Origin of the sequence: Collinsella sp. BIOML-A6 (assembly GCF_009875845.1) — a bacterium.
In the GTDB taxonomy this organism is placed as follows: domain Bacteria; phylum Actinomycetota; class Coriobacteriia; order Coriobacteriales; family Coriobacteriaceae; genus Collinsella; species Collinsella aerofaciens_H.
Genome location: NZ_WWSL01000011.1, coordinates 48,154 through 71,691, shown reverse-complemented (window position 1 = coordinate 71,691; position 23,538 = coordinate 48,154). Strand labels below are relative to the sequence as shown.

General features: G+C 55.0%; 22 protein-coding genes and 1 tRNA gene. 8 read left to right on the top strand and 15 right to left on the bottom strand.

Features of this window, described 5'->3' with window-relative positions:
• The first annotated feature begins 71 nt into the window (after nt 1-71).
• The 4 genes from GT495_RS05255 (at nt 72) to GT495_RS05240 (ending at nt 4,036) form a co-directional block, all read left to right on the top strand.
• The gene (locus tag GT495_RS05255; RefSeq protein WP_240128106.1) at nt 72-1,691 is read left to right on the top strand and encodes a PTS lactose transporter subunit IIBC; all 1,620 of its coding nucleotides are present in this window, start codon (nt 72-74) and stop codon (nt 1,689-1,691) included.
• A gap of 75 nt (nt 1,692-1,766) precedes the next feature.
• Nucleotides 1,767-3,188 (top strand): 6-phospho-beta-galactosidase, encoded by a 1,422-nt coding sequence (lacG, locus tag GT495_RS05250; RefSeq protein ID WP_204986886.1) that lies wholly within the window; start codon nt 1,767-1,769, stop codon nt 3,186-3,188.
• A 286-nt stretch (nt 3,189-3,474) separates the two neighbouring features.
• Nucleotides 3,475-3,741, top strand: a complete 267-nt coding sequence (locus tag GT495_RS05245; RefSeq protein ID WP_117564761.1) for a type II toxin-antitoxin system Phd/YefM family antitoxin — start codon at nt 3,475-3,477, stop codon at nt 3,739-3,741.
• The gene (locus GT495_RS05240) at nt 3,731-4,036 is read left to right on the top strand and encodes a type II toxin-antitoxin system RelE/ParE family toxin (protein ID WP_161161770.1); all 306 of its coding nucleotides are present in this window, start codon (nt 3,731-3,733) and stop codon (nt 4,034-4,036) included. The genes GT495_RS05245 and GT495_RS05240 overlap by 11 nt, the downstream gene beginning before the upstream one ends.
• Nucleotides 4,037-4,396: 360 nt before the next feature.
• Here the strand turns inward: GT495_RS05240 and GT495_RS05235 are convergent, their stop codons facing one another.
• Nucleotides 4,397-6,091 (bottom strand): PTS lactose transporter subunit IIBC, encoded by a 1,695-nt coding sequence (locus GT495_RS05235; protein WP_161161771.1) that lies wholly within the window; start codon nt 6,089-6,091, stop codon nt 4,397-4,399.
• 356 nt (nt 6,092-6,447) lie between these two features.
• Between GT495_RS05235 and GT495_RS05230 the strand changes: the two genes are divergently transcribed.
• Nucleotides 6,448-7,368 carry a haloacid dehalogenase-like hydrolase gene (locus GT495_RS05230; RefSeq protein WP_161161772.1) on the top strand — a complete coding sequence of 307 codons (921 nt, stop codon included), beginning with the start codon at nt 6,448-6,450 and terminating at the stop codon, nt 7,366-7,368.
• A gap of 72 nt (nt 7,369-7,440) precedes the next feature.
• Nucleotides 7,441-8,160 carry a GntR family transcriptional regulator gene (locus tag GT495_RS11015; protein WP_161161815.1) on the top strand — a complete coding sequence of 240 codons (720 nt, stop codon included), beginning with the start codon at nt 7,441-7,443 and terminating at the stop codon, nt 8,158-8,160.
• A gap of 352 nt (nt 8,161-8,512) precedes the next feature.
• On the opposite strand, the gene GT495_RS05220 is transcribed toward GT495_RS11015, so the two are convergent.
• Nucleotides 8,513-9,277 carry a DeoR/GlpR family DNA-binding transcription regulator gene (locus tag GT495_RS05220; RefSeq protein ID WP_161161773.1) on the bottom strand — a complete coding sequence of 255 codons (765 nt, stop codon included), beginning with the start codon at nt 9,275-9,277 and terminating at the stop codon, nt 8,513-8,515.
• Nucleotides 9,278-9,483: 206 nt separating this feature from the next.
• Between GT495_RS05220 and GT495_RS05215 the strand changes: the two genes are divergently transcribed.
• Nucleotides 9,484-10,536 (top strand): aldose epimerase family protein, encoded by a 1,053-nt coding sequence (locus GT495_RS05215; RefSeq protein WP_161161774.1) that lies wholly within the window; start codon nt 9,484-9,486, stop codon nt 10,534-10,536.
• A gap of 176 nt (nt 10,537-10,712) precedes the next feature.
• Here the strand turns inward: GT495_RS05215 and nagA (GT495_RS05210) are convergent, their stop codons facing one another.
• The 10 genes from nagA (GT495_RS05210) to GT495_RS05165 all read right to left on the bottom strand — a co-directional run bounded on the left by nagA (GT495_RS05210) (nt 10,713) and on the right by GT495_RS05165 (nt 20,387).
• Entirely contained in the window at nt 10,713-11,882 is a 1,170-nt protein-coding gene (gene nagA, locus GT495_RS05210) for an N-acetylglucosamine-6-phosphate deacetylase (protein ID WP_161161775.1), read from the bottom strand.
• 117 nt (nt 11,883-11,999) lie between these two features.
• Nucleotides 12,000-13,166: an SIS domain-containing protein gene (locus tag GT495_RS05205; RefSeq protein ID WP_161161776.1), complete on the bottom strand. Its 1,167-nt coding sequence runs from the start codon at nt 13,164-13,166 to the stop codon at nt 12,000-12,002.
• A 111-nt stretch (nt 13,167-13,277) separates the two neighbouring features.
• A complete protein-coding gene (locus GT495_RS05200) occupies nt 13,278-14,012 on the bottom strand; it encodes a GntR family transcriptional regulator (RefSeq protein WP_161161777.1) in 735 nt (244 codons plus the stop codon).
• Between the two features lie 87 nt (nt 14,013-14,099).
• Nucleotides 14,100-14,528, bottom strand: coding sequence for a PTS sugar transporter subunit IIA (locus GT495_RS05195; protein WP_161161778.1), 429 nt, complete (start codon nt 14,526-14,528; stop codon nt 14,100-14,102).
• A gap of 78 nt (nt 14,529-14,606) precedes the next feature.
• Complete coding sequence (locus tag GT495_RS05190) at nt 14,607-15,194, bottom strand: hypothetical protein (RefSeq protein WP_161162680.1); 588 nt, start codon at nt 15,192-15,194, stop codon at nt 14,607-14,609.
• 224 nt (nt 15,195-15,418) lie between these two features.
• Complete coding sequence (locus GT495_RS05185; RefSeq protein WP_006236265.1) at nt 15,419-16,258, bottom strand: PTS system mannose/fructose/sorbose family transporter subunit IID; 840 nt, start codon at nt 16,256-16,258, stop codon at nt 15,419-15,421.
• Nucleotides 16,248-17,135, bottom strand: a complete 888-nt coding sequence (locus tag GT495_RS05180) for a PTS sugar transporter subunit IIC (protein WP_156598192.1) — start codon at nt 17,133-17,135, stop codon at nt 16,248-16,250. Before GT495_RS05180 ends, GT495_RS05185 begins: the two co-directional genes overlap by 11 nt.
• Before the next feature lie 93 nt (nt 17,136-17,228).
• A complete protein-coding gene (locus tag GT495_RS05175; protein WP_161161780.1) occupies nt 17,229-17,693 on the bottom strand; it encodes a PTS sugar transporter subunit IIB in 465 nt (154 codons plus the stop codon).
• Between the two features lie 2 nt (nt 17,694-17,695).
• On the bottom strand, nt 17,696-19,492 hold the full coding sequence (locus GT495_RS05170) for a beta-galactosidase (protein ID WP_156063252.1): 1,797 nt from the start codon (nt 19,490-19,492) through the stop codon (nt 17,696-17,698).
• 412 nt (nt 19,493-19,904) lie between these two features.
• Nucleotides 19,905-20,387, bottom strand: coding sequence for a PTS sugar transporter subunit IIB (locus tag GT495_RS05165; RefSeq protein WP_161161781.1), 483 nt, complete (start codon nt 20,385-20,387; stop codon nt 19,905-19,907).
• A 156-nt stretch (nt 20,388-20,543) separates the two neighbouring features.
• On the opposite strand from GT495_RS05165, the gene GT495_RS05160 reads away from it, so the two are divergent.
• A tRNA-Thr gene (locus GT495_RS05160) sits at nt 20,544-20,619 on the top strand.
• Between the two features lie 214 nt (nt 20,620-20,833).
• Here GT495_RS05160 and GT495_RS05155 read toward each other — a convergent pair.
• The 3 genes from GT495_RS05155 to GT495_RS05145 form a co-directional block, all read right to left on the bottom strand.
• The gene (locus GT495_RS05155; RefSeq protein WP_161161782.1) at nt 20,834-21,307 is read right to left on the bottom strand and encodes a YhcH/YjgK/YiaL family protein; all 474 of its coding nucleotides are present in this window, start codon (nt 21,305-21,307) and stop codon (nt 20,834-20,836) included.
• Nucleotides 21,308-21,339: 32 nt separating this feature from the next.
• Nucleotides 21,340-22,509, bottom strand: a complete 1,170-nt coding sequence (gene nagA, locus GT495_RS05150; RefSeq protein ID WP_161161783.1) for an N-acetylglucosamine-6-phosphate deacetylase — start codon at nt 22,507-22,509, stop codon at nt 21,340-21,342.
• 143 nt (nt 22,510-22,652) lie between these two features.
• Nucleotides 22,653-23,384, bottom strand: a complete 732-nt coding sequence (locus GT495_RS05145; RefSeq protein ID WP_152077277.1) for a GntR family transcriptional regulator — start codon at nt 23,382-23,384, stop codon at nt 22,653-22,655.
• Between the last annotated feature and the right edge of the window lie 154 nt (nt 23,385-23,538).

Genomic DNA, 23,538 nt, shown 5'->3' with positions numbered 1-23,538 from the left:
AAAGCCGTTTGTCTCCACCCGCGTAGCGGGTGGTTTAAAGCTGGCCGCTGCGCGGCCAGCAGACTAAAGTCTTGAAAATCACGTTGCCCCAGCCGCTCATCGACTGGTGCAACAAGCTGTACAACTTCACCATGGGCGTCATGGGCATCATGGTTGCCGGCACCACCGCCAAGAACTTTACGGCTTCCATGAACCGTCGCATGCCCGCCGGCAAGGTGCTCAACGACGGCTCCACCATGGTTGCCGCCCAGTGCAGCATGCTGCTGCTCGCTGTTACGCAGTTCACCACCAAGTTCAACGGCTCCGAGCTTTCTGTCTTCGATTGCACCAGCATGGGTACGCGCGGTCTGTTCTCGGCCTATATCGCCGCGTTCATTACCGTGTGGGTCTATAAGTTCTGCGTCTCGCGCGATCTGACCATTAAGCTGCCCAAGGAGGTTCCGGGCGCCATCGCCCAGAACTTCCGCGACATCATCCCCTTTGGCGGCGCTGTCATCATCTGCGGCATCATCGATGTTGTCGTGCGCAACCTCATGGGCGTTCCGTTCTCCGAGCTGCTCATCAAGCTGCTCTCCCCGCTCTTCACTGCGGCAGAAACCTATCCTGGCCTTATCCTTATCCAGGCAGCCACCGCGTTCTTCTGGTTCATCGGTGTCCATGGTCCCTCGATCGTCCAGCCGGGCATCGACCCCATCCGTCTTGCCAACCAGGCTGAGAACCTGCAGGTTCTGCTGGCCGGCGGCCACCCCGCCCACTCCCTCACCTTTAACATGTCGCTCGTGGGTGAGTTCGGCGGCACCGGCGCCACGTTCATCGTGCCGCTTCTGCTGATTCTCTTTATGAAGTCCAAGCAGCTCAAAGCCGTCGGTAAGGCCTCGATCGTTCCTGTTGCCTTTGCTGTCAACGAACCGCTGCTCTTTGGCGCGCCGATGATCCTTAACCCCTACATGCTCATCCCCTTTGTTGCCGCCGGCTGCGTCAACGTAAGTGTTGCCAAGTTCTTTATCGACAACGTGGGCATGAACGGCTTCTCCTTCGTGGTGCCTTGGGCTACCCCTGCCCCCATCGGCATCTTCATCACCACAAACTTCCAGCTTATCGCCCTGGTGTTTGTCGCGATCATCATCTTGCTGGACGCCATCATCTACCTGCCGTTCTTGAAGGCATACGATAAGCTGCTCTGCGACCAGGAGGCCGAGCGCGCCGCCGAGCTGGGTCTCGAGTCCGATGGTGCTGCCACCATCGCCGCCAGCACCTCTGCACCCGCCATCGAGCAGACCGCCGCTGCCGTCGAGCCGACCGCCGCTGCCGCCGACAGCAAGCCTGTCGCCGATCAGCCCGAGCCCGCCGCCGACGCATCCGCTAAGAAGGATGTCGACGGCCTGAAGGTCCTCGTCCTGTGCGCCGGCGCCGGCACCTCTGCCATGCTCGCCAACGCCATCAAGGAAGGTGCCGCACAGACCGGAGAGAACATCGCTTCCTCCGCAGGCGCCTATGGTCAGCACACTGCCATCATGGATCAGTACGACGTTATCGTGCTTGCCCCGCAGGTCCGTAGCTACTACAACGACATGAAGGCCGACACCGATCGCCTGGGCATTAAGCTGCTCGCCCCGCGCGGTAAGGAATATATCGACCTTACTCGTGACCCCGCTGGCGCCATCAAGTGGCTCCGCGAGAACCTCGACTAGGTTCCTCCCTCTGTTGGTGCCCGGATCCCCAGTTCGGGCACCCTCCCTATTCGTATCCCACAGAAAGGATGACTCATGACCAACCCCATGCAGTTCCCCGACGGCTTTGTGTTTGGCGGCGCCACCGCTGCTTACCAGGTTGAGGGCGAGACCCGTACGCACGGCAAGGGCAAAGTGCCCTGGGACGATTTCCTGGCAGCCCAGGGTCGCTTCTCCCCCGATCCCGCAAGCGATTTCTACAACAAGTACCCGGTCGATATCGACCTGTGCCAGCGCTTCGGCATCAACGGTATCCGTGTCTCCATCGCTTGGAGCCGCATCTTCCCCAGCGGCACTGGTGAGATTAACCCCGAGGGTGTTGCCTTCTATCACGAGCTCTTTGCCACCTGCAATAAAGCCGGCGTTATCCCCTATGTCACGCTCGATCACTTCGATACGCCCGAGGCCTTTTACCAGAACGGCGGCGAGGGCTTCCTGACGCGCACGACGATCGACGCCTTTGTCGAGTACGCCAAGTTCTGCTTTGCCGAGTTCACCGAGGTCAAGCACTGGTTTACCTTTAACGAGATTCCCGCGACCGCCGAGGGCAGCTTTATCGTCGGCAACTGGCCGCACGGCGAGAAGTATCGCCTGGACAAGGCTTTCCAGCTCATGCACAACATGATGGTGGCCCACGCCAAGGCTGTCGTCGCCTTCCATGAGGGCGGCTTTGAGGGCGAGATCGGCATTGTCCAGAACCTGGAGCCCAAGTATCCCCTCGATCCCAACAGTGCTGCCGACTGCGAGGCAGCTCGCATGGCCGATGTCATCAACAACCGCTGGGTGCTCGACGCCACTTTCCGCGGCCACTATGCAGCCGACACCATGGAAGCCGCAACCAAGCTGGCCCATATCGCCGGCGGCGAGCTCGACGTCCGTGACGAGGACATCGCCGCGCTGACCGCCGCGCTCCCCTACAACGATTGCCTGGGCGTCAACACCTACAAGTGCCAGTTCCTGCGTGCTGCCGAGGGCGAAAACGACATCAACCACAATGGTACCGGCGACAAGGGCTCCTCTCGCTGGTTCCTCAAGGGCGTGGGCGAGTCATGCGTGCGCGAAGGCGTACCCACCACCGATTGGGACTGGATCATCTATCCCGAGGGCCTGTACGACCTGTTGCTCCGCATTAAGAACGATTACCCCAACTACAAGAAGATCTACATCACCGAGAACGGCATGGGCTATAAGGACGACTTCGAGGACGGCTTTATCGATGACGCCCCTCGCATCGACTATATGCGTCAGCATCTCGCATGGATCCTCAAGGCAATCGACGGCGGCGTGAACGTCGACGGTTACTTTGTGTGGTCGCTGCAGGACCAGTTCTCCTGGACCAACGGCTACAACAAACGTTACGGCCTGTTCTACATCGACTTCGAGACCCAGGCTCGCTATCCCAAGGCAAGCGCGTACTGGTACAAGAACGTCGCTGAGACCGGCCTGCTCATGGCTTAGTTTCAGCCACATACCCCCTGTCGGCCGCATGCGAGTCCCTCCACGGGATCGCATGCGGCCTTTTTGTTTTGAGCGGAGCGTTTGTCTCAATCTGTAACATCTAGCACGGGTTTTCGGTCCTACCTGTTACAGATCGAGACAAACGGGTAGCCCGAAGCAGAATATCTCGATCTGTAACATCTAACCCGGTTTTCTACTCCCAACTGTTACAGATTGAGATAATTCGACGACGCCGACGTTTTAATATACCGTGGTACAATTGTGTCCCAACGCAAAGGAGGTACCCATGTCAGCTTGTGTGCCCGTCCGAGATATGAAGGACACTGCTGCATTCACTACGCTTGTTGAGTCTGAGCGCGACGTCACCGTAACTAAGAACGGCTACGAGGCCATGCACTGCATCAGCAGCGACCAGTATCGCCTCATGCAAGAAGAAATCGCCAAGGCAAAACTGCTGTCTCGTATGATGTTGGCAGAAGACGAAATATCGCAAGGCGACTACAGCGACTACGAATCCTTCGCGGCTTCGATACGAGACAAATATGACCTGTAACGTCGTAATCCTCAAAAGCGCGCGGTATGAGTACGAGAGTATTGTCGGATACCTTGCTCAAATCCTCAAGAATCCGCGTGCAGCAGGCAATTTTGTCACTGAGTTCGAATATCAGCTTGACCTGCTTCGCGAGCAGCCGCTTTTACGTCCTCTCTCGCACATGCAAGAGCTGGCGTCACGTAATTACCGATCGTTTCCCATCAACAACTACGTGTGTCTATACAAGCTTGAGCACGAAACAATCTATATCGCCTACATCTTTCATCAGTCACAGGACTACGCCCGCCTAGTCTAGCCCACAAGCTGAATATTTGTTTTGAATCAATGCGTTGAGAAGGCGCACCTTGATCAAAAACTCTTTGATGCATGCACCACGAGCAAATCGAGTTCTATCTTCGCGGGATTTGACAAGGGCGAGCCAACGTCCCGCTCGGACCCAAAGGAAGCAGAGTCATTTGCATCGTCGACCTAGCGGAGATGACCTTTGGGTCACATAGATGGAAGACAGTTTGTCGGTGACTCGGAGAGCGCCAATGCGATCTCACGACGGTTGCGCTCATTGTCTCAATTAGATACTCAACGAAATACGGCCCCGCAGCTCAATAAGCTGCAGGGCCGTACTATACACCGACGAATCAACGACGGAGTGCATCCACTATTTGGCCAGCTCCTGAACGATCCAGTCAATTGCACCTTCGGGATCGTTGGTAAGGTCGATATACTGCTTGCCCCTTGTGGTGAGCAGTTTAATTCCAAGGCGATCAGTATCGGCCTTCATAGCGTCATAGTACATGCGTGCCTGGGGCGCCAGAACAATCACGTTGTACTGATCCATCGTATCATAGTGGCTTCCGTACGCACCGGACTGAGAAACCAGATCGATACCCTTAGCAGCGGCGCCTTCGCGAAGAGCATTTGCCAAGAGAGTCGAAGTGCCGGCACCCTGGCAAAGCACAAGCACGCGGATCTGCTCCGCCTTGTCCTTTACCGCCTCGAGAGCTTTTGCGACATTTTCCTGTGCGGCAATAGCATCTGCATCCGAGGTTCCTGCAGTCTCCTTTGCAGACTCTTCCAAACAAAGCTGATGGTCATACGCCTTGCAGAACGGATAGTAAATCACAAAGTCAACGACCAACAGCACTGCAATCAATACAAGAGAACGTACATCAAGACCTGTGGTGAGGAATGCACCGATTGGGCCGGGAAGCGCCCACGGCATGGTATACATGGGGGCGTTCATTCCAATGACGTCAATGAATAACTTACCGATTATGGCGTTGACCATAGGAGCCGCTAGGAAGGGCACGAACATATAGGGATTGAGAACAATCGGCATACCGAAGAGAACGGGCTCGTTAACTCCAAAAATCACCGGGATAATCGATGCCTTGCCCATGGCTTTAAGCTGCTTGGAACGCATAAACATGATCAGGATAATAGGAACGATGAACGTGCAGCCAGAACCGCCCAGACCGCCGATGAAGTTTGTAAAGTCCAGCGCGAGAGCAATTGACGGGTGTCCACCTGCTTGGTAAACCGCAAGATTGGTAACGGTATTGTCGTAGAGCGCAGCATTGATCGGAGTCATGACAACCGAGGCACCGTGAATGCCCATAAATTGGAAAAGTGCGACCGCGCCCTCGATAAGCGCCATGCCAGGATAGGTGTCGACCGCGGAGAACAGCGGCGAGATAAGAGCGGATACCAAATTGGCGAACGGCACAGCAAGCAGCGTACGGCTCGCAAGATCGATAAAAGCGCACGCAAGGATCGAAAACCCAAACGCAAAGATATCGCGAAAACTCTGCGCAATAGAGCCAGGGACCTCTTTGGGGAGCTTGATCGTCACATTATGGCTAATGCACACCTTATAGATATTAACGGTCAAGAATGCGGATACGAACGCAGCGATAAAACCCTTGGTTCCCATGTAGCCGGTTTCAAAAACAGACGTATCTGCTCCGCCAATCGAGACAACATCGTTCGTCACCGATAGCAAGAACATGCCGCACATGGCACAAACCATGCACGAGGTGGGGTTGAGAGATTTGCCCGAAGGCATGCGGCGGTTCATCGACTTGGCAAGTGAGCTCGCCGTGGTGCCGGCCACCATAATGCCAAGAAGTCCCATGGTATATGCATAGATTTTATTGAAGAAATCCAGCACCTCAGACGGAAGCGTGATGCCTACATAGGCAGGAAGTGTCGAAAGAAGAAGGAACAGACTCGAAAACAGCACAATTGGCATATTCGAGAGAAAGCCATCCTTAATCGCCACCAGATAAATGTTCCTTGAGATTTTGTCGAAGAGGGCCTGGTGTTTTTCAAGGAATTTGACGATAGCGTCCATAACACATCCTTTCATGATTGCCGGGCACACAACGATTTATCCGGACTCAACCGTCGTCGTCCCCGTTTGTATCCACTTATGTAAGTGACTACATTCTTGTGCGAAATGTAATATCATTTGCGCGATTTGTCATAATCAATTTTTTTTCCGCTTTGTCAATATGTCAAGAATTCAAATACTTATTCGGTGAACGGTAGTTGATTTATATAATGTTTTCCCAGCTAAAGGCCATTTTTTCCGAGCAGTACAATAAGTTTGCAACCGTTCACCGATTGGATATAACATATTTAATATACTGTTGTAACAATATTGGTGACGATGTCACAAGCCTGTCGTTCTAGTCAAAGGAAGTAACAATGCCCAAACGATTACTGAACATGTCCGCATCCGATTTTGCCACCACGTCACCCATGGATCTAAAGCAGGCAATTCTGGCCTCCGAGGGACGTACCATCATGGCGGAAAACGTACCCTCTTCCCAATTTCTCAGCGGCGTTACTAATGCCGAAATCGAACGCGCCGCAGGTGCCGACTTACTTCTGTTTAACGCACTCGATGTGTTCAATCCAGTGATTGCCGGCATTCCAGATGATCTCGATGAAAACCCGGTCACTTGGGTGAAGCGAGCATGCGGAAGGCCCATTGGCGTCAATCTGGAACCAGTTGATAATGAGGCTGAAATGTCTGAAACCCGTACAGAAATCCCTATGGGTCGACGCGTCTCTCCCAAGACCCTAGAAAAGGCCAACGAACTCGGATTTGACTTTATTTGCCTCACAGGCAACCCTGGAACTGGCGTCTCCAACGATGCAATCGCCCATTCGATTAAACTCTCCAAAGAGCATTTCAATGGCCTGATCATAGCCGGGAAAATGCATGGAGCGGGCGTTGCGGAACCTGTCATGACGCTCGAAATAGCGCGTCAGTTTGTTGACCTCGGCGTCGATATCCTTCTCGTGCCAGCCCCCTACACTGTCCCCTGCTTCCAAGAAGCAGACCTGCGCGCCATCGTAGACTATGTACGCTCCTACAACGTAGGCAAGTCAATTGAAGAAAAGGTTCTCGTCATGGCGGCCAACGGGACGAGTCAAGACTCCTGCGACAGCGAGACCATTAAGAAAATAGGCCTTGCAGCAAAAGCAGCCGGTGCAGACCTCCAACATATCGGGGACTCCATGAACGGTATTTGCCTGCCCCAGAATATCTTCACGCTCGGACAAGCCCTTCGTGGCTACAGGCATCAGATCGTCATGCTGAGCCGCTCTGTGATACGTTAAGGTTATCTCGCTGACGCTATATCCCGACCGAGGCAACCATCAGATACCACCAACATGCAAACTGAGGCTCCAATGCTCGATACACACGAAAAACGGCCACTCTATTTACAGCTCACCGACGCGCTGCTCAAGCAGATCGTCGATGTATACCAAGCAGACGATAAACTTCCAACAGAAATGGAACTCTGCGACGAATACGCTGTAAGCAGGACAACCGTCCGACTTGCAATGAGCGAGCTGGAGCGTCGTGGAAATATCTATCGAATCCAAGGTAAAGGATCATTTGTTGCACCGAAACGCGTTGGTGAGCTCAATTCACTTTTAGACTTTGACTTTGCAAGCCATTGCGATGGTGTTGATCCGGATACCATCACTAAACATTTCGGTGGCCTCACATCAGGTCGTTCAATTTCCGTAATGATGCTCCAGCAATTTGGATGCCAAAGTCGTGATGAGATTCAGCGTCTTGAATTGATCTACGAACTTGAAGGCAGCTTCATAGGCGCTGATACGTTCTTTATATCAAAGTCGCACGTTCCGAGTAATCAGTTAGATTTTCAGTCATTTAGCAGAATCATGGACGACTTGTCCAAGTCTATCCAATCTGTTCGAGAAAGCTATAGAGCACGTCAGCTTAGCGATTCCGAGGCCAGCAATTATGGTGTTGCAAAACTTCCGGTACTTGATTTAGCTCATTATGCTTATAACTCCGAAGGTAAACTAATTGCAATTGTCTGCCGCACCGTTATAACAGGGCGAATCCCTTATCAAAACTATGTTTTCAAGTCCTAATGTTCTTTTTCTTTTGTCTCGATCTGTAACATGTAGCTGAGTTTTTAAGTCCTAACCGTTACAGATCGAGACAAACAGGGTAGACCCCGCCGAATTGTCTCAATCTGTAACACTAAGACCAGTTTTGGACGTCTAGATGTTACAGATTGAGATGAATGCACAGGCTAATCCTCTCAATCTCAATCTGTAACATCTGGTTGGTAATTTCACCCCTACCTGTTACAGATTGAGACAATTTGATAGTGGAGTCCTCATTTACGCGTCATATCGCGTAGCGCTGACGCGCTGGTTTCCACAATGACAGGAGGTAAAAGTCCTCCCGCATCGCCTGTTGGCAATCCTGCAGCGTTAGCTAGCAGATGACCTGCGTGTGTTCCTCGATGGCGGCACGATACTCGGCGGTAATACCCGGCTCGCACACCACGGCGTCCAAATTGTCCAGGCGGCAGAAGGTGTAGAAGTCACGCTTGCCAATCTTGCTGGAGTCGGCGATCAGATAGCGCGAGTCTGCCTTGCTAAAGGCGAGTTGCTGGATACGGCCCTCATCCATATTGGACGTAGATACGTCACCATCCAGAATACCGTTGGCGCCGATAAACGCCGCATCGATGCCCAGCGCACGCAGGGTATCCTCGGCCGTTGGTCCCACAAAAGCGGCGGTGCGGCGACGGTACATACCGCCTACCAGGCACAGGTCGCAGTCTTCGCGCGCCTCGAGCAGGTTAAACACCGAAAGCGAATTGGTCACAATGCGCAGGCGGCACGCCGGCAGTATCGAGGCCATCTGCTCAACCGTAGTGCCCGTACCCAAAAAGATGGTCGAGCCCTCCTCGATAAGCTCCACGGCGCGGCGCGCAATCTGCAGCTTTTCCTCGGCATGCTTAGTGCGCTTTTCGCTGTGCGAATACTCATGGCGCAGCATAGCGTGCGGACGACTCTGCGCACTACGGGCGCCGCCGTGCACGCGCTCGATCTCGCCTAGGCTCGCAAGCTCCTCAAGATCGCGGCGGATCGTCATATCCGAGACACCCAACGCATCAGAAATCTCTTTAACCGAGACCGTGCCCTGCTCCTCGAGCAGCTGCCGAACCTTATCCTGACGCTCCGCCTTAATCACGATGAATCCTCGCCGTTCTCTGCGCGCATATCATTCAAACAATAACGAACAAATTGTATCAGACTCGTATGTGTCAAGAATGAACACCCACACAGCTCCAATCATCACTTTTTTGAGAAAAATATTCCCTGCTTTAGTAGCGTGTAGTGATAATTTGGCCTGTTCGCGCTACAGTTTGTCCGAAATACCTCGATGTTAGGAACCAAATGATCACTTCCGAGCTTTTCGGCACCGCGCCGTGCGGTACCCCCGTTCATCGTTACACCCTCAACGGGCCCGAGATCTGCGTTCGCATTATGGACTATGGCGCCACCGTGCTTGGTATCGACGTGCCCGACATCCCTGGCAACGTGCGTGATGTGGTGCTGGGCTTCGATAAGCTCGAGGATTACTTTGACAACCCCGCCTGCTTTGGCGCGACCATTGGCCCCGTGGCCAACCGCACTGCGGGTGCCACGATCACCATCGCCGGCACGGATTGGCATTTGTCGGCCAACGAAGGCACCAACAACCTGCACAGCGACCTTGAGCACGGCCTGCATAAGCGCGTGTGGGACGTTGAGCTCGACGAGGACCACAATGCCGTACACATGACCGTCTCGCTCGAGGACGGCGAGCTTGGCCTCCCCGGCAACCGCACCTTTACGGCCGTGTTTACCGTGGCGCGCACCGGCGTCTTTCGTATCGAGTACGGCTGCGAGAGCGACCGCGCCACCTACGTGTCCATGACCAACCACACGTACATTAACCTTGCCGGTCATAACGCCGGCATGGACTGTGAACACTTCTTTGTTGCTAACGCCACTCACTACCTGCCCATTAACGACCAGAATATCCCCACCGGCGAGATTGCTCCGGTCGAGGGCACGCCGTTTGACTTTCGCGAGCTGCGCCCCGTCGCTCCCGGCATGGAGGCCGACGACCCGCAGATCAAGCAGGCACGCGGCTACGATCACTGCCTGTGCATCGATGGCTATCAGTACGGCCGTAATCTGCGCCGTGCGATGCATGTCGAGGAGATGTGGACCGGCCGCGAGCTGGACTACTACACCACCGCCCCGGGCGTGCAGCTCTACACCGGCAACTGGCTGGGTGACGAACATGCCAAAGACGGCGCCAACTATGGCTGGGGCGCCGGCTTCGCCCTCGAGGCAGAGATGTACCCCGACACGCCGCACCAGCCGCGGTTCCCGCAGGGCATTGTGGGCCCGGGTCACCCCTACAGCAACGTGATCGAATACCACTTTATGAGGCCCTAAGCCCGCAACGTTACATACCGCACAAAAATGCCCGCCGATGTTTTCATCGACGGGCATTTGCATTACCACAACCATGGACCGCTTCGAACTCGGAACGCCTTAATCAGTCGCTTCCGGCTTGCTATCCAGTTTCGGTGACAATACGCCCCGATCCTCTCGGGTTCTTGCGTTGGCGGCTACTCGGCAAACGCGTTACCGACGCTGTTGCCGCCCACATACGTCTCGACCAGGGTGAGGTCGGGATCGAACACGACAAAATCGGCGTCGCGGCCGGGCATGATGCTGCCGCACCTGTCCTCGATGTGCGCAGAGCGAGACGGCACCTCAGTCGCCATGCGAATGGCGATATCGGCGCTCGCAAGACCCCAGTCGACGATGTTCTTGACGCCCTGCGCGAGCGTGAGCACCGAGCCGGCGATAGCAGAGCCATCGGCAAGCCAGCACAGGTTGTCCTTCATGACGACGTCCATGCCGCCGCTGGTGTAGCTGCCCTCGGGCATGCCGCCGCAACCCAGGCAGTCGGTGATGAGGACCGTGTGCTGCCAGCCCTTTGCCTGCAGCAGCGCCTTGATGGCGGCAGGGTTCACATGCTTGCCGTCGCAGATGATCTCGGCGTAGGTGTTGGGCGTGGCCATGGCGGCCCCGACGACGCCGGGCTCGCGGTGATGCAGACCGCGCTGGCCGTTGTAGGTGTGCGTGAAGCAGCTGGCACCGGCGTTGATGGCGGCGATGCACTCATCGTAGGTGGCGTCGGAGTGACCGATGCTGGTCACCACACCCTTTGCGCTCAGAGCCGCGGCGTAGGCGGCGGCGCCGTCGCGCTCGGGCGCCATGGCGCTCTTGACGATGCGGCCGCCGGCGGCCTCCTGCCACTCGTCGAAAACTCTCTCGGACGGATCGATCAGGTAGGCGGGGTTCTGGGCGCCCACATGCTTCATGGTGAAGAAGGGGCCCTCCAGGTAGATGCCCTGGATGCGTGCACCGCAGAACTCGGGGCCACGTTCTTCGTCCGCCTGGGCGATGGCGGCGCAGGCGTCCCTGATCTGCTCCACGCCGTCGGTGAAGGTCGTGGGCAGCCAGCTGGTGGTACCGCGGCGGGCGAGCTCGGTCGAGCTGATGTTGATGCCCTCGGGGTCGTTGTCGGTGGTCGAGTGGTTGTAGAAGCCGTGGATGTGGGTGTCCACCATGCCCGGCGCGATCCATGTGCCCGAGTAATCCTTGATCTCGCAAGCGGGCTCGTCGGCCCGCCAGGCGCCGAAGACGCCGTCCTCGACCATGAGGTAGCCGCCCAGTTGCGGCCCCGCCGGCAAGAAGAACTTGTCGGCCTTAATTGCGTACGTGCTCATATGCACTCCTTGCTTCTAAAGCAGTTAACTGTGGTGATGCTTATACCCAGCTCACGTAAAACAAAAAGCGCCCGCCCGCCGTTATGAGCGGACGGGCGCCCTTACAGGGGGACGCGATTAAGCGGTGAAGGGGTGAATCGTCACGCCCTTAACCACGCGGTTGACCGTGCCGGTGGGGCTCGGCGTATCGGGCGTGTTGCCCACGCGCACAGAGTTGAGCAGGCTGATAGCCTGGGCAAACATCACGAACGGCAGGGCGAGGTAACCCTCGGGAAGTGCCTCATAGCCCTTAAAGGTGAAGGACTCACCCTCATAGACGGTGGTACCTTCCTGCTGAACGGCAACAGTGTGCTGAGCGATCTCGTCACCACCGATCTCGTTGAGGATGTCGATATCGTACTGACGGGTGTAGGCATCGTTGTTGACGAACACGAACACGAGGGTCTTATCGTCGACAAAGGACTTGGGTCCGTGACGATAACCCATGGAGGTGTCGTAGGAAGTGGCGACCAGACCGTGAGCGAGCTCGAGGATCTTGAGCTGGCTCTCCTGGGCAAGGCCACCGAAGGAGCCAGAACCCAAGTAGGTCACGCGGTTGAAGTCGCCAGCCAGGTAATCGGCGATCTCGGGCTCACGGGAGATGACCTCCTCTCCCATCTTGGCGATGGTCTCGACCCACTCGGCCTTCTGCTCGTCAGAAGCCTCGTCAAAGATGAGGGAAGAGAGCAGGGTCATGCAGGTGTAGGAACCGGTCATGGCGAAGCCCTTGTCGTTGGCGCGCGGGATGAGCAGCGTCAGCGCGTTGGGATCATCGGCAGACTCGACGGCGAGCTTGCCCTCGGGAGCGCAGGTGATGTTGAGGAATTTAACGTTGTGGACGAGCTCTTTGGCAACGGCAACGGCGGCAAGGCTCTCGGGGCTGTTACCAGAGCGGGCAAAGGAAACCACGAGCGTGGGGTCCTCGGCGCGCAGGAAGTCGCGCGGGGCGCTCACGATGTCGGTCGTGGCGATGGGCTTAAAATCGTAGAGATCGGTGTTGCCAGCGTGACGCAGGTACGGGGCGCAGGTATCGCCAACGTAGTCGGACGTACCGGCACCGGTGAAGACAACGGACAGACGGCCCTCGCCCATAGCGCGAGCCTCGGCCAGAAAGGCCTCGATGGCCTCCTTGTTCTCACGATAGATGTTGAACGTATCACGCCAAAGCTCGGGCTGCTGAGCAATCTCGGCCGTGGTGATCTTGGCGCCGAGCTCGGTGAGCTCCTCGACACTCTTCTCGAACATTTCTAATACCTCTTTCTTTACTAAATTGTCTGATATACAAAGACTTAATCTGAAAAGTCAAATCGAGTAGTAGTCATAGGCTGTTTTTCTTTCGTTGGCACTCGTATCCAATCACACAGTATCTCGATAATGAGAAATCCTGTACTTAAACTTGTCCGCACGAGCCACCGAAAGCGTAAACTCGACAACATCATTTTGGGTGTTGTGAGTAGTTCGGACTATGTCCAGAACTGGTGCACCTTCACCAATACCTAGAAGCCGAGCATCACATGGACGTGCTATACCCGCAGAGAACTCCTCATCCGCTACTCGAATTTTCTGCTGATAATCCTGCTCAATAACATCGTAAAGGGGCTTCTGTTCGAGCAGAGGACGCTTGAGTGAAATAAAGAGCCTTGTTGGAAGATAGCTACGCTCAACCATCATGGGTATACCATCTGCCATCCGTAAACGCTTGAGTTTTAATACCTTTTCACCCAAACGAATCCCCATTTGTATCGAGAGCGTTTTATCTGCTTCCATTTCACAGAACTCTAAGATGGTTGTTTCTGGCAGCCGGCCCATCGCTTTCATCTGTTCAGTAAAACTGTACGATTGGGTAAGATTTGTTGCTTGGGCTAGTCGATCGGCAACAAACGTACCGCGACCTTGTTTTCGCACAATCCGACCAAGATACTCAAGTTCCTGAATTGCAAGCCGGACAGTCGACCGCGAAAGCCCGTAACGTTCGGCAAGTTCACGTTCGGACGAAATCAAATCACCTGGCTGATATTCATGATCAATTTTATCGATCAGAATATCTACGAGCTGGTCATATAGCGGTTGCCTGTGCCTCTTGCACGTCATGATGTTCTCCACGAAATTAGCAATTGACCAATACTTCAGCCTTCAGGTAATGCATCAACATGTCCAATAACTGGGCTAATAGCGACACTACAGCTCATCGTCTTCATCATCGTCAGCAACTTCGAGTTTCTTGAGATCGACTCCCTCGCGACCAACAACCCGTGCGCGTTCGGCAAGTTCATCAAGCGTGGGGTCTCCAAACGCACGCGTCATAACGAGCTCCACCAACATAGGTAGATTTGTTCCGGTGACAACGGTCACGTTATCGAGCTTAGTTGTCATTGGGATAGCCTGATTGAACGGAGTACCGCCAAGCAAATCAACAAACACCAATACGCCATCGCAGGCCTGACGCATCTCGGCAATGCAGGTTCGCAAATCATCACCAAACGTAACCGCCTCCGAACCCGCAAAAGGAACTACCTCAAAGTTAGGCTGTTCGCCGGCAACCATATCCACGGCGCTTTTCAAACCAGTTGCAAACTGACCGTGACCAGTTAGTACAAATCCAATCATTTTATCTACCTTTCTATCGTTCGCTTTCTCTAGCCAAAGAACCCCAAAAGGCTCTTACGACCGCTGTATCATCAGAGTCTAGCGAGTTTTTTGTTTTATCGTGGGGGGTCTGTGAGCATCTCTCAGTTGCTTTTCAAGGTTGCGATATCTACGTGCTTCACCCTTGTTCCCGATGCTCTCGTATTGATATGAGAGCAGTAGGTAGAGCTTCCCGCGTAACCCAAGGTCGTTCGTATCCAGCATCTCCTCCATCTCATCGATCTTGTCATGCCGATGGCGAAAGACTATGTCATAGGTCAATTGACTGTCCGCCAAAATGCCCTTCGATACGACGGAGCGCATCTCTTCCAACATGAACGCCGCCCGCTTCCGGTTGCCCGTCTTGACATAGAAATTAAAGGCGCGAACCGCGAGCTGCCGACGCTGCTTATCACTGCACGACATCTCCAGCAAGTGGTCGAGCATTCGATCTGCATATGCGTCCATATCAGCAGCTTCATAGATCGTGAAACGCAGGTAATACTGCTTGTACGTAGACATTACTATACGCGCAAGTTTGCGATCGAGCAGGTCTATGCAATCTTGGTAGAGGCCCAAGTTAAACAATACCTGCACTTTCGTATCGAAGTATTTTTTCGCTCCTTCGGTCACAGCGAAGTAAGCCACGACGACACATATGAATAGGACGATCCAAATTGGCATTGCAGTATATTCCCTTCAAGGCAGCCATTATGAATGAATCGAACACGATGACTGCACAACCGCCTATGAACAGCGATGCCCGACAAAACAAAAGAGGCGCACACTCCAGGGGATATGGCGATAAAGTCGCCTTGGAGGTGTGCGCCACGTCTCAATTGAGGCTCAAGTGTCGTGACAATATGGAGTACTTAGCCCTTACAAATGATACCGAATGCACCCAAGGCAATGGACAGAACCAGGACGATAAAGATGGCCTTCGTCGAGGTCATGCCTTTCTTACCGAGGAGCCAGTACACGAAGCCGACGAGTGCGGCAGGAACCAGCTTGGGGCAGATCATATTGCAGATGTTCTGCAGATCAACGGTAACGCCACCGATAACAGGCTTCGCTGCAATAACGATGCCGACGTTGGTTGCGACCAGGGCACCGACCATAAAGACACCCATTACGGAGGCCGCGTCAGTCAGCGCGTTCAGACGGTCGCTCATGGTGGTGACGAGCTTCATGCCCTGCTCGTAGGCCATGTGGGTCTGCTTGCAGCGGAACCAGTCAACAAGGATGTTGACGGCGACCCAGATAAAGATACCCAAGGGGTTGCCGTTCATGGCCATATTGGCAGCCAGGGCACCAAAGATGGTCGGGAGCAGCGAGCCGAAGATGGAATCGCCGATGGAAGCCAACGGTCCCATGAGACCGGTCTTGAGACCGGCAACAGCCTCGAGGCCCTCAATGCCCTCCTCTTCCTCGATCGCCAAATCGATACCGGTGATGATCGTGTTGAGGAAGTTGGAGGTGTTGAAGAACGGTGCGCACTGGGCGCGGCAAGCTTCCTTTAGCTCCGGCGTGCCGTCACCGTACAGCTTGCGCAGCGTGGGCAGGATAATCCAGAGATAACCAGAGTGCTGCATGCGCTCGTAGTTCCAACCATCCTGGAAACCAAGTAGGTTACGACGGTTAATCTGCGCAAGGTCGTCCTTGGTAATCTTGTAGCCAGTGGTGCCATTGGCGAGTTTCTCATTAGAGCTCATCGTCGTCGTCTCCCTCCGCAGCGCCAGCAGCAGCGACGGGACGCTGGTTGTTCTTGTAGTACAGCAAAGACAGAGCGAAACCAATAATGGCAATCGCCAGCATCGACATGTTGTTGAACATACCGACCATATCAACGGCACCCTTACCAAGCGCGCCGTTCACAGCGACGATGTTGGTGTTGAGGTTCATGATGCTCGTGAAGGCCGTGCCAAACAGGGCGGCGACGACAAAGCCGAGCAGCAGGTAGGCGACGTGCTTCTTGACCGGCAGGTAGCGGAGCAGGATGGCGAAGCCAACGGCGGGCAGGGCACCGCCGGCAACGGACAGACCGTCGCCCAGCCACTTCCAATCGCCGTTAAGGGCGGTGGTGATGCCCTCGACCAAGCCCTGGCCAAATGCGAGAGCCAGGAAGACCGGAATCATGCGGGACAGCATCCAGGAAACGGCACCGAGCAAGTAGTGCACGTTGTAGGCGCCCCAGTTCATCTTCTCGATATCGGCATCGCACGCATGACCGAAGAACGTGTTGGCAAAACGGCCGGCGATATCGGTGTAGACGAGAATGGCAGCGACAGGCACGCCGATGGCGGCAAGAGCCGTCTCGGGATTCATGCCTGCGCCCACGGCAAAGGCGGTGGCGACCAGAGTGCCGGAGTTGGCATCGATACGAGAGGCGCCGCCAAAGGTACCAACGCCCAAGACGGTGAGCTGCATGCTACCGCCGATAAATAGACCGGTCTGCAGGTCACCCATAATCAAACCGGTAATCATACCGGAGAAGACGGCAGAGCCGGCACAGGTGTACCAGTTCAGCTCATCCATGATCTGATAACCCGCATACAGGGTTAACAGAAGAATCTGCCACCAAGCAATCATGGTAAACTCCTTATTTGAGGTGTAACAGTTTCTACAATACCAATACGCTTATATAAACCGCGCATCCCCCTTCGCGGCTTAGCGTTAATTCGACTAGAGCGCGAGAGCCTCTGGGTTATCCTGCGGCGTCAGCTGAATGACGATTGGAAGATTATCGGCCTTAAGTTTGGCAAACGCGTCAAGGTCCCCCTGGTCGCAACTAATGTTGCGAGACAGCTTCTTGACCGGCTCCATGGTCGTCATATTACCGACAATAAGCTGCTCGAGCTTAACGCCTTTCTCCAAAAGTCGAACGTAGACCTCGGGCTTTTTTGCAACAATAAAGAGACGTTGTGCATCATATTTGCCAGCAGTGATGTTGGCAGCGGCCTTGTCGACAGGAAGCACAGACAACTTCACCGTTGCCGGGCAAGCCATGCGAAGAACCTGCTTTTGGGTAGCGTCTTGCGACACCTCGTCGTCAACTACCATGAAGCGGCTTACCTGACGGGCGTTAGACCAGAGGTTTGCCACCTGTCCGTGAATCAAGCGAAAGTCGATTCGTGCGCCTACAATCATTTCTACTCAACTCCTTCTTGTTCAAGTGTACGAATAACGGGCTCAGAGCGAAGGGAGATTTTCGCATCATACACGCCCTCTGTTTCGAACATAACGAGCTCATTGGTACCGGGGTGCAATAAACCATGCGGAACATAGAGCGTCATGATGGGACCCTTATCCCAAAAACGTCCAACATTCGTTCCGTTAACGAATGCCACACCCTTTCCAAAACCCGTAGTGTCGATAAAGGTATCAGCCGGCTCAGATATATCAAATTTTGCGCGGTAAAAGGAAGGCTGCCCCTCTACCCAGCCGGCGGAATAATCAAGACTATCGATGTTATCGAGTGGCAGACAACGCATCTCCCAACCGGTAACAAAGTGAAGATCAACGCAAACGCCTGTCCTAATGCCCTTATGCTGGGTATCGGCGAGCAATTTGTGACCATAATTGACGCGACCCATATCCTCGGTCAGAACATCCAAGCGGTTTTGCTCACAGGGAAGAACGCAGTGAATATCTTCCCCGATGTGCTCCTGATACTGCGTCGCCACTTTGTCACCGTTCACAAACACCTGCGCACGGTCGCGGGCGTCAATAACCCGAATACGCTCTTCATCTGTACGGTCACGCTCGACGGTCGTGGTATATAACGTATATCCATACGACTGGCCCATCTCTTCCATAGGCATAGGATACTGGGCTTCGATCGGCTCCGAAAGCATATCGAGCACATTAAAGAGGCTTACGCGCTCACTCACCGAGATATCGGGCATAGCAAACGTCTTTTTTGTTAACGGCTTGCTTTGTGCGATATCGGGATACAGATCGTGAATTGTCCTTTGAATTGCGAAGTATTTCTCGGTCGGGTTGCCCTGTTCGTCCAATGGAGCATCGTAGTCATACGATGTTACCTGGTGCAGGTCATGCGTATGGCGTGCAGAGCATCCGTTCATGAATCCAAAGTTGGTGCCTCCATGAAACATGTAGAGGTTTAAAGATCCTCCAAGCTCGAGCACCTCGCGAACGCAAGAGGCAAGATCTTCGGGATCGCGTCTGATGACGTTCTCCCCATAGCGATTGAACCAGCCGTCCCACAACTCCATGCACATAAGAGGCCATTGTTTTCCATGCTCCTTATGAAAAGCAGATAGAGCCTCAAAGTTCTCCTTTGCATGAGAACCAAAGTTGCCGGTGCACAACACATCATCGTCAATGAGCGTACCGGCACGAAGGCACCCACGCCACGGACCATCGGAAGTACAAAGGGGCACGGAAACCCCGCGCTCGACCATAAGGCGACGAATCGCACGAAGATAGTCCTTATCCTCGCAATATGATCCATACTCGTTTTCAACCTGCATCATGATGATGTTTCCGCCCTTGTCAATCTGACGCGAAACGAGTATCGGCATGAGATGGTCGTAGTAACGTGCGACGTGAGCAAGAAACTTGGGGTCGCTGCTGCGCGGTCTCATATCATGTTGGCGCAGCAGCCATGCCGGCATGCCGCCAAATTCCCATTCTGCGCAAATAAACGGAGAGGGACGAACAATTGCATACAGACCGAGTGATGCCGCCTCATCGAGAAATGCCGCCAAATCGATTGAGCCAGAAAAATCGAAGACGCCAGGCTTTGGCTCATGAAGATTCCACGGTACATACGTTTCGACCGTATTAAACCCAAGAGCCTTAAGGTTATAGAGCGAGTGGTGCCAGTCACTCGGATGAACACGCATATAGTGGATCGCTCCCGACAAGATGGTGAACGGCTCATCATCGAGTAGGAATTGATTGGTGATCTTAAACGAATGCATGCTTCTCCCGATCTTCGTGCTCTGGGATGCGGTTGCCGGTTTTTCAACCCTCGGCTGACCCTTTGGCTATTATGGACGTTTTGACGCAATTATGTAGCCAGAATCTGAAGTGGTCCGTAAACGGTAACGAAATGACGATGAACGGTTTTAATTATAAAAATAAAAACAGCTGGTAAATTGCTTTTTAATTATATGTTTCTAACGATTCTATATTTGAAAGATGGTATGTACCAGCTATCCACTATTTCCTACTAGTTACATCATGTTTCAATTGTATTTCTTTAAATGCTTATCTACTTTGGATTCACGTACCTGAGCATTAGAGAGCCGTTGCCCGCCCATTTCCAGGACTGAAAATATCCAGAATCGAACCTGACTTTCTTATGGCTGACTCGCCGCGTTCGATGACTCGTTAATACAGCAGAGCATTAATGGAGTCGGGTTCGTCACTGGGTAGATTGCGAACTTCCATTTTCACGCCAAGCGCTTGCAGCTCTCTGAGAACAGCGACGTCTGCATCGTCTATGGCGACTGCGGGCGTCGCGGAACGCTTGCCCTCCCCTGCCTCCATATGGCCGATGCTGATCCTGGTAATGGGCACACCGCCCTTAACCAGCGCGAGCGCATCGGCGGGTGAGGCCATCATGATCAGAATCCGTTGGCGCGGCGTTGCGGTATGAATGATGTCGATGGTCCTTTGCACCGAGAAGAACCGCGTCCAAACGCCCTCTGGCGCTGCCACCCTCATGGGCGCCCACTTGCGCGAATCCGCCGCAATCTCATCGTTGACGATCAGAACGAGGTTGGAACCCACGGCTTCGTTCCACAGCTCAACGTCTTGCCCGTAAATGAAACGGTCGTCGATGCGTGTGAGAAGGATCTTGGGTTGAGCCATCGCCGCCCCATTCTGTTTGAGACCCGTAAGAGCAAGACATCGCGTCTCCAATATTAGTGCATTAAAGTGAGAAAAGCCGTCAGAACACTTGCGCCGATTTGCGATGTCCCGTATCATAGTCAGCTGTTGACGCCTCAGTTGCGTCACCACATGGCCGCCAGCGTAGCTCAGTTGGTAGAGCACCGCTCTCGTAAAGCGGGGGTCACCGGTTCGAGCCCGGTCGCTGGCTCCATTGCACAAGATAGCCGCCTTCGGGCGGCTTTTTTGTTGCCGATATTAAGTGCGAGCACGCCAATCCAAGTATCGCCACGTCGATCGCTTCCTGCTCAAAAACAGAAAGCCCCGCCAACCGTGATTCCCCTAGGGGAAACACGATTAGCGGGGTCCTGCCGTGATTTCCCTAGGGGAATCACGCCCTCAGACGAACAGCTCAGCCGGGCAGCGCGCTACTCCTCCCAGTAGGCGTCTGCAAGCAGCTTAAAGCAGATCTTCTTGACCGGCTGCGCGCCATCGCCCGGGAACTCGAGCGTGGGCATGTGGGGCTCGCCGGCAACGAACAGCGCGAACTTGTCGTCGGCAAGATCGCCGGCGATCGAGGCGTCGGAATCGACCAGATCGTAGTCGTCCTTCTCGTCAAACTCCCGAACCAGCGTCAGGCTGCCCGTGGCGACCTTAAAGGCCTCGCGACCCTCGACGTCAATCTGCAGGTCGTGATAGCGCTGATGCGTCTCATAGTGGGCCTCGGCCTCGGGACGCGTCGTGGGAGCCATGACGTTCGCAAAGACCTTGTCGCCCAGAATCGGATGGCTGCCGACCTCGAGCTTCGCCGGGTCGTGCTCCTCGAGCCAGTCGATCAGCACGTCGAGGCCCTTGAGCATTCCGCGGTACTCCTCGATATCGCCCAATGCACCGTAAATCATCTAAATCCCCTTTCGGATCGCTTCTTTGGCGGCTACTCGGCAAACGCGTTACCGACGCTGTTGCCACCCACATACGTCTCGACCAGGGTAAGGTCGGGATTGAACACGACAAAGTCGGCGTCGCGGCCAGGCATAATGCTGCCGCACCTGTCCTCGACGTGAGCAGAGCGCGCGGGCACCTCGGTCGCCATGCGAATGGCGATATCGGCGCTCGCAAGGCCCCAGTCGACGATGTTCTTGACGCCCTGTGCGAGCGTGAGCACCGAGCCGGCGATAGCAGAGCCATCGGCAAGCCAGCAAAGGTTGTCCTTCATGATGACGTCCATGCCGCCGCTGGTGTAGCTGCCCTCGGGCATGCCGCCGCAACCCAGGCAGTCGGTGATGAGCACCGTGTGCTGCCAGCCCTTGGCCTGCAGCAGCGCCTTGATGGCGGCAGGGTTCACATGCTTGCCGTCGCAGATGATCTCGGCGTAGGTCCCGGGCGTGGCCATGGCGGCCCCGACGACGCCGGGCTCGCGGTGATGCAGACCGCGCTGGCCGTTGTAGGTGTGCGTGAAGCAGCTGGCACCGGCGTTGATGGCGGCGATGCACTCATCGTAGGTGGCGTCGGAGTGACCGATGCTGGTCACCACACCCTTTGCGCTCAGAGCCGCGGCGTAGGCGGCGGCGCCGTCGCGCTCGGGCGCCATGGCGCTCTTGACGATGCGGCCGCCGGCGGCCTCCTGCCACTGATCGAAGACCTCCTCGGAGGGGTCGATCAGAAAAGCGGGGTTCTGGGCGCCCACATGCTTCATGGTGAAGAAGGGGCCCTCCAGGTAGATGCCCTGGATGCGGGCACCGCAGAACTCGGGGCCACGTTCCTCGTCCGCCTGGGCGATGGCGGCGCAGGCGTCCCTGATCTGCTCCACGCCGTCGGTGAAGGTCGTGGGCAGCCAGCTGGTGGTACCGCGGCGGGCGAGCTCGGTCGAGCTGATGTCGATGCCCTCGGGGTCGTTGTCGGTGGTCGAGTGGTTGTAGAAGCCGTGGATGTGGGTGTCCACCATGCCCGGCGCGATCCATGTGCCCGAGTAGTCCTTGATCTCGCAAGCGGGCTCGTCGGCCCGCCAGGCGCCGAAGACGCCGTCCTCGACCATGAGGTAGCCGCCCAGCTGCGGCCCCGCCGGCAGGAAGAACTTGTCGGCCTTGATAGCATACGTGCTCATCTATGCTCCCGTACCCGCAGTGTGTTTAAGGGCGGGTCAAAAACCACTGCATTGTTCATTTGAGCGATTGTTCATTGCCTTCTACCGCTCGGCACACTTTGCACCCGTCGCAAAACACGCCAAGCCGTTTATACCCAATAACTCTAGACGGCGCGGTTGTGGTAGACCTTGTACTTAAACTGGTCGGCGCGCGCAACCGAACGCGTATACTCGATAATCTCGTTGCTCATGTCATAGGTGGTACGAATCAAATCCAAGACCGGCGCACCTTCGGCAATCTCGAGCAGACGTGCATCGGAATGGCGGGCGATACTCGCATAGAACTCCTCCTCGGCCAGTCGAACTTTCTCGTGATAGTCCTGCTCGATCATGTCGTACAGCGATTTGTTCTCAATCATGGGACGCTTAAGCGCAAAGAATTTGCGGCTTGGCAGATACGTGCACTCAATCATCAGCGGCACGCCGTCGGCAATGCGCAGGCGCTTGATCTTGTACAGACGCTCGCCCAGACGCGCGTTCATCTCTACGGCAATATTCTTGTCAGCTTCGACCTCGGTGAACTCAAGAATCGTCGTCTTGGGCACACGGCCGATCGCCTTCATCTGCTCGGTAAAGCTATAGGTTTGCGTGAGGTTTGCCGTCTGCAGAGAGCGGTCGCACACCATGGTTCCGCGGCCGCGCTGACGGACCACCAAGCCCAAGCGCTCAAGCTCCTGCAGGGCAAGGCGAACCGTCGTACGCGAAAGCCCGTAGCGTTCCGACAGATCGCGCTCGGACGGCAAATAGTCGCCGGGTCGAAGCTCGTGATCGATCTTATCGGTCAGCAAATCGACGAGCTGATCGTACAGAGGTTGTTTGCGCGCTCCCATTGCCATAATGATACCTGCCGGATAAATGACTCGAAATTGGTTGTAACCAGACACCACGTACTATAGCAGTTTTAATAGAATAACAGCAGGTCAACCCATATATTTCAATTATTACGAGTAGATAAGCTTTACACTGTAATACCAATCTCTCCCGCAACGC

Bases quoted from the DNA above. Each gene is read 5' to 3' on its own strand.
- lacG (WP_204986886.1), top strand. From the start codon at position 1,767: ATGACCAACCCCATGCAGTTCCCCGACGGCTTTGTGTTTGGCGGCGCC.
- GT495_RS05195 (WP_161161778.1), bottom strand. From the start codon at position 14,528: ATGATTGGATTTGTACTAACTGGTCACGGTCAGTTTGCAACTGGTTTG.
- GT495_RS05145 (WP_152077277.1), bottom strand. From the start codon at position 23,384: ATGGCAATGGGAGCGCGCAAACAACCTCTGTACGATCAGCTCGTCGAT.
- nagA (WP_161161775.1), bottom strand. From the start codon at position 11,882: ATGAGCACGTACGCAATTAAGGCCGACAAGTTCTTCTTGCCGGCGGGG.
- GT495_RS05215 (WP_161161774.1), top strand. From the start codon at position 9,484: ATGATCACTTCCGAGCTTTTCGGCACCGCGCCGTGCGGTACCCCCGTT.
- GT495_RS05185 (WP_006236265.1), bottom strand. From the start codon at position 16,258: ATGAGCTCTAATGAGAAACTCGCCAATGGCACCACTGGCTACAAGATT.
- GT495_RS11015 (WP_161161815.1), top strand. From the start codon at position 7,441: ATGCTCGATACACACGAAAAACGGCCACTCTATTTACAGCTCACCGAC.
- GT495_RS05200 (WP_161161777.1), bottom strand. From the start codon at position 14,012: ATGACGTGCAAGAGGCACAGGCAACCGCTATATGACCAGCTCGTAGAT.
- GT495_RS05245 (WP_117564761.1), top strand. From the start codon at position 3,475: ATGTCAGCTTGTGTGCCCGTCCGAGATATGAAGGACACTGCTGCATTC.
- GT495_RS05235 (WP_161161771.1), bottom strand. From the start codon at position 6,091: ATGGACGCTATCGTCAAATTCCTTGAAAAACACCAGGCCCTCTTCGAC.
- GT495_RS05180 (WP_156598192.1), bottom strand. From the start codon at position 17,135: ATGATTGCTTGGTGGCAGATTCTTCTGTTAACCCTGTATGCGGGTTAT.
- GT495_RS05165 (WP_161161781.1), bottom strand. From the start codon at position 20,387: ATGGCTCAACCCAAGATCCTTCTCACACGCATCGACGACCGTTTCATT.
- GT495_RS05170 (WP_156063252.1), bottom strand. From the start codon at position 19,492: ATGCATTCGTTTAAGATCACCAATCAATTCCTACTCGATGATGAGCCG.
- GT495_RS05155 (WP_161161782.1), bottom strand. From the start codon at position 21,307: ATGATTTACGGTGCATTGGGCGATATCGAGGAGTACCGCGGAATGCTC.
- GT495_RS05175 (WP_161161780.1), bottom strand. From the start codon at position 17,693: ATGATTGTAGGCGCACGAATCGACTTTCGCTTGATTCACGGACAGGTG.
- GT495_RS05240 (WP_161161770.1), top strand. From the start codon at position 3,731: ATGACCTGTAACGTCGTAATCCTCAAAAGCGCGCGGTATGAGTACGAG.
- GT495_RS05230 (WP_161161772.1), top strand. From the start codon at position 6,448: ATGCCCAAACGATTACTGAACATGTCCGCATCCGATTTTGCCACCACG.
- GT495_RS05205 (WP_161161776.1), bottom strand. From the start codon at position 13,166: ATGTTCGAGAAGAGTGTCGAGGAGCTCACCGAGCTCGGCGCCAAGATC.
- nagA (WP_161161783.1), bottom strand. From the start codon at position 22,509: ATGAGCACGTATGCTATCAAGGCCGACAAGTTCTTCCTGCCGGCGGGG.